The 3,721-nt window shown below is 65.8% G+C and carries 5 protein-coding genes; 1 reads left to right on the plus strand and 4 read right to left on the minus strand.

Features of this window, described 5'->3' with window-relative positions:
* From ABLA28_RS10945 to ABLA28_RS10960, 4 genes are all read right to left on the minus strand, one after another.
* On the minus strand, positions 1-572 hold a 572-nt coding region (locus ABLA28_RS10945), incomplete at its 3' end, for a metal ABC transporter permease (RefSeq protein WP_347713692.1).
* Positions 556-1,440 (minus strand): iron chelate uptake ABC transporter family permease subunit, encoded by an 885-nt coding sequence (locus ABLA28_RS10950; RefSeq protein WP_347713693.1) that lies wholly within the window; start codon positions 1,438-1,440, stop codon positions 556-558. The genes ABLA28_RS10950 and ABLA28_RS10945, both read right to left, overlap by 17 nt.
* Complete coding sequence (gene aztA / locus ABLA28_RS10955) at positions 1,437-2,165, minus strand: zinc ABC transporter ATP-binding protein AztA (RefSeq protein WP_299298082.1); 729 nt, start codon at positions 2,163-2,165, stop codon at positions 1,437-1,439. Before aztA ends, ABLA28_RS10950 begins: the two co-directional genes overlap by 4 nt.
* 51 nt (positions 2,166-2,216) lie before the next feature.
* Positions 2,217-3,137, minus strand: a complete 921-nt coding sequence (locus tag ABLA28_RS10960; protein WP_347713694.1) for a zinc ABC transporter substrate-binding protein — start codon at positions 3,135-3,137, stop codon at positions 2,217-2,219.
* 376 nt (positions 3,138-3,513) lie between these two features.
* Between ABLA28_RS10960 and ABLA28_RS10965 the strand changes: the two genes are divergently transcribed.
* On the plus strand, positions 3,514-3,721 hold a 208-nt coding region (locus tag ABLA28_RS10965), incomplete at its 3' end, for a hypothetical protein (protein WP_347713695.1).

Raw genomic sequence — 3,721 nt, forward strand, 5'->3', positions numbered from 1 at the left:
GCCATCAGGCCGTAGTGCAGCCACGCGGGCGCGAAGCCCAGGAGCGCCGCCAGGATGGGGTCGAACGTCGCCAGCTTCAGCTCCTTGAAGAACAGGAGCAGGGCGGCGAGGTTGAGGAACGCCACGCAGCCCATCGACCAGACGGCCTTGGGGCCGAGGTCGGCGCCGCCCACGATCATGCGGTCGAAAGGGGCGAAAGCCAGCTCGCCCAGCAGGACGGCGTCCGCATCCAGGTGGACCGAGTCCGCGTAGTGCGTGATCAGGATGATCGCGATGCTGAAGAGCAGCGGGAAGGTCAGGCCGATGGCGGAGTCCTCGGAGACGCGGTGCGAGCGCTGGAGCGCCTCGGCCAGCCAGACCGTGAGGAGCCCGACCGACGCGGCCCCCAGGATCAGGAGCGGGGAGGTCAGGCTGTGCGTGGCGAGGAAGGCGAGGACGATCCCGAGCAGAAGCGTGTGGGTGATCGCGTCGGACATCATGGACATCCGGCGCAGCACGAGAAAACAGCCCGGCAGCGCGCAGGCGACGGCGACGAGCGCCGCGATCAGCTGAATCTCAAGCTCGGGAGACATGGCCCGGCGCGCCCCCTTTCCGGCCCCGGCCGCTTCTCGCCCTGCCGAGGGCCAGGCTGATCAGCACGAGGACGTCCGCGGCCACCACAATGGCGGGGCCGGCGGGGAGCTTCGGCAGCGCGGAGCTGGCCAGGGTCCCCGCCACGCCCGAGACGGCGCCGAACAGGGCCGCCAGCCCCACCATGACCCCCAGCCGGTTCGTCCACTGTCGCGCGGCGACGGCCGGGGCCACCAGCATCGCGCTCATCAGGATGACCCCGACGGTCTGGAGCCCCGCGATGATGGCGGCGACGGTCATGGCGGACAGAAGGACGTTGAGGCTTCGGGTGGGGAGCCCCAGGCTCCGCGCGAACTCCGGGTCGAAGCTCAGCAGCTTGAACTCCTTCCAGAAGAGGAGGGTCAGCGCCAGCAGCACCGCGCCCGTGATCGCGATGACGAGGATGTCGCTCTTCAGGAGCACCGCGGCCTGGCCGAAGATGAAGCGCTGGAGCCCCGCCTGGTTCGAGTTCGGGATCTTCTGCACGTAGGTGAGCAGCACCAGCCCCAGCCCGAAGAAGACCGACATCCCAAGCGCCAGCGCGGTGTCGAACTTGACGCGGGAGTAGCGCACGACGCCGATGATGAAGCCGGTGGCCGTCAGCCCCGAACACAGAGCCCCGATCAGGAGCCACACGGTATCCTTCGTCCCGGTCATCAGGAAAACGGCGGCGATGCCCGGCAGCGCGGCGTGGGACACCACGTCCCCCAGCAGGCTCTGCCGGCGCAGCACCGCGAAGCTGCCGATCATCCCGCTGGCCATCCCCAGCAGGGCGGCCCCCAGCGCGACGACCTGAAAGGTATAGTCGTGCAGCAGGGGAAACGCGTTCATGACGCGCCCTCCCCAAGGAGCGTCTCCGTGCTGCGGTAGGCGCGCCGGACGTTCTCCTCCGTAAAGACCTCGTCGGTCGGTCCGGCTGCGATGAGCCGCAGGTTGAGCAGCACCGTCCAGTCGAAGTAGCTTCGGACCGTCTGGAGGTCGTGGTGCACCACGACGACGGTCTTTCCCTCTCCTTTCAGGCGCTTGAGCAGCTCGACGATGACTTTTTCCGTCCGCGCGTCCACGCCGCGAAACGGTTCGTCCATCAGGTAGAGGTCCGCCTCCTGGGCCAGGGCCCGGGCCAGGAAGGCCCGCTGCTGCTGGCCGCCGGAGAGCTGGCTGATCTGCCGATCGGCGAACTCGGCCATACCCACCTGCTCCAGCGTCTCCATGGCGATCCGGCGGTCCGCAGCCCCCGGGCGCCGGAACCATCCCAGGTGGCCGTAGCGCCCCATCAGCACCACATCGCGGACCGTGGCGGGAAAATCCCAGTCCACGCTGCCGCTCTGCGGCACGTAGGCGACCCGCTCCGAGTGGATGCGGACCTCGCCCGCCACGGTCCGCACCAGCTTCAGCACGGCCTTGATCAGGGTGCTCTTGCCCGCTCCGTTGGGGCCGATGACCGCGGTCAGGCTCCCCCGGGGAATGTCGAGGTCCACGTCCCAGAGCACCGGCTCGATATCGTAGGCGACGGTCAGGTCCTCGACCTCGAGAGCCCAGGGGTTCTCTTCACGCATCTCCATTTTTATCCATACCTGATTTCATCCATACCTGACCGGAATCGGGGATCACTTCAGGGCGTTCGTGATGGTGTCCACGTTCGCCTTTACGGTCGAGATGTAGGTCTCCGCCCCGGAGCCGGCCCCGCCGAGCGAGTCGGAGTAGAGCTCGCCGCCGATGCCCACGTCGAACCCACGGGCCTTCACCGCGGCCTGAAGGGCCTCGATGGTCTTGCGCGGGACGGAGGACTCCACGAAGACCGCCTTGATCCTGCGCTCCACGATGAAGTCGGCCAGGGCGCTGACGTCCGCGGTGCCCGCCTCGGCCGCGGTGCTGATGCCCTGAAGGCCGCGCACCTCGAAGCCGTAGGCCCTTCCGAAATAGTTGAAGGCGTCGTGCGCCGTCACCATGACGCGCTGCCCCTCGGGAACCTCCCGAACCCTGTCCTCGATGTAACGCTGAAGGTCCTCGAGGTCCTTCTCGTACCTTTTGGCATTGGCCTTGTAGTCCTCCGCGTGGTCGGGGTCCGCCTTCTCCAGCCCGCGGGCCACCTCCACGGCGGCGCCCTTCCAGAGCCGGACGTCGAACCAGATGTGCGGGTCCGGGATACCCCCTTCGTCCGTCAGGATATCCGCCCGGTCGATGCCGTCGGCGGCGCAGATCACGGTCTTGTTCTGCCGGTCCAGGGCCGCGAAGACGTCCCCCATCTTGCCCTCGAGGTGCAGTCCGTTGTGGACGACGACGTCCGCCCTCCGCATTTTGCCGACGTCCCCGGCGCTGGCCTGATAGAGGTGCGGGTCGATTCCGGGCCCCATCAGGCCGTCCACCGCGACGTGGGGGCCGCCGACGACTCGGGCCAGGTCGGCGAGCATCGTCGTCGTGGCGACGACCCGCACCTCGGCCCGCCCGACGGCGGAGAACGACAGCAGGAACAGGAAAAACATCGGAAGCGCCGTCATCCTCTTTTTCATCGTTTCAAAATGTTTCATCGCAAAAAATCTCCTTGGGAAAAATTCTTCTATGCACAAGAATCGCATAGAAGGTAAGAGGGATACATGAAGTTTGATTAACAAAACTTTATGATTGAGAGGATATTCTTATCGACGAGAAAAATCAATGCGTAAAGTTACGTAGCGAGCGCCGCGGCGGCGCAGGCGAATCCGCGCCCGGGTCCAGCTGGAAGTTCCCTTGTCTTGACACTTCAGTTTTTTTGACCTATGCTCTCACAAGGACATCGAATTGTTTTGAAAGATAATTTGATCGTTCCTCCCCCGATCCTTCCGGGCAGAGGGGGCGAGTCTGGGGTTTCCATGCGCGCGTTCGGAGCGACGGATCGCCATGGGCTGGCCGTTCGGAGGTTGTGAGATGGGGTCGAGGGATCGGCTTTCGAAGGAGTACGGTCGCGTTCGCTTTTCCGTCCCTCCCGTCTGGGGGGCGGCGTTCCTTCTTGTCCTGCTCTTCTGCATATCCTTTTCCCTGGGGCGTTATCCCGTATCGTTGGGGGATCTGTTCCGGGTCCTTCTCTCCCTGCCCCTGGGCGGGGACGGCGGCGTCCCTCCCATGGTGCGGTCGG

Source organism: uncultured Fretibacterium sp. (genome assembly GCF_963544685.1).
In the GTDB taxonomy this organism is placed as follows: domain Bacteria; phylum Synergistota; class Synergistia; order Synergistales; family Aminobacteriaceae; genus CAJPSE01.

Excerpts from the sequence above, each read along its gene's own strand:
- ABLA28_RS10950 (WP_347713693.1), bottom strand. The coding sequence starts at position 1,440 with ATGAACGCGTTTCCCCTGCTGCACGACTATACCTTTCAGGTCGTCGCG.
- aztA (WP_299298082.1), bottom strand. The coding sequence starts at position 2,165 with ATGCGTGAAGAGAACCCCTGGGCTCTCGAGGTCGAGGACCTGACCGTC.
- ABLA28_RS10960 (WP_347713694.1), bottom strand. The coding sequence starts at position 3,137 with ATGAAACATTTTGAAACGATGAAAAAGAGGATGACGGCGCTTCCGATG.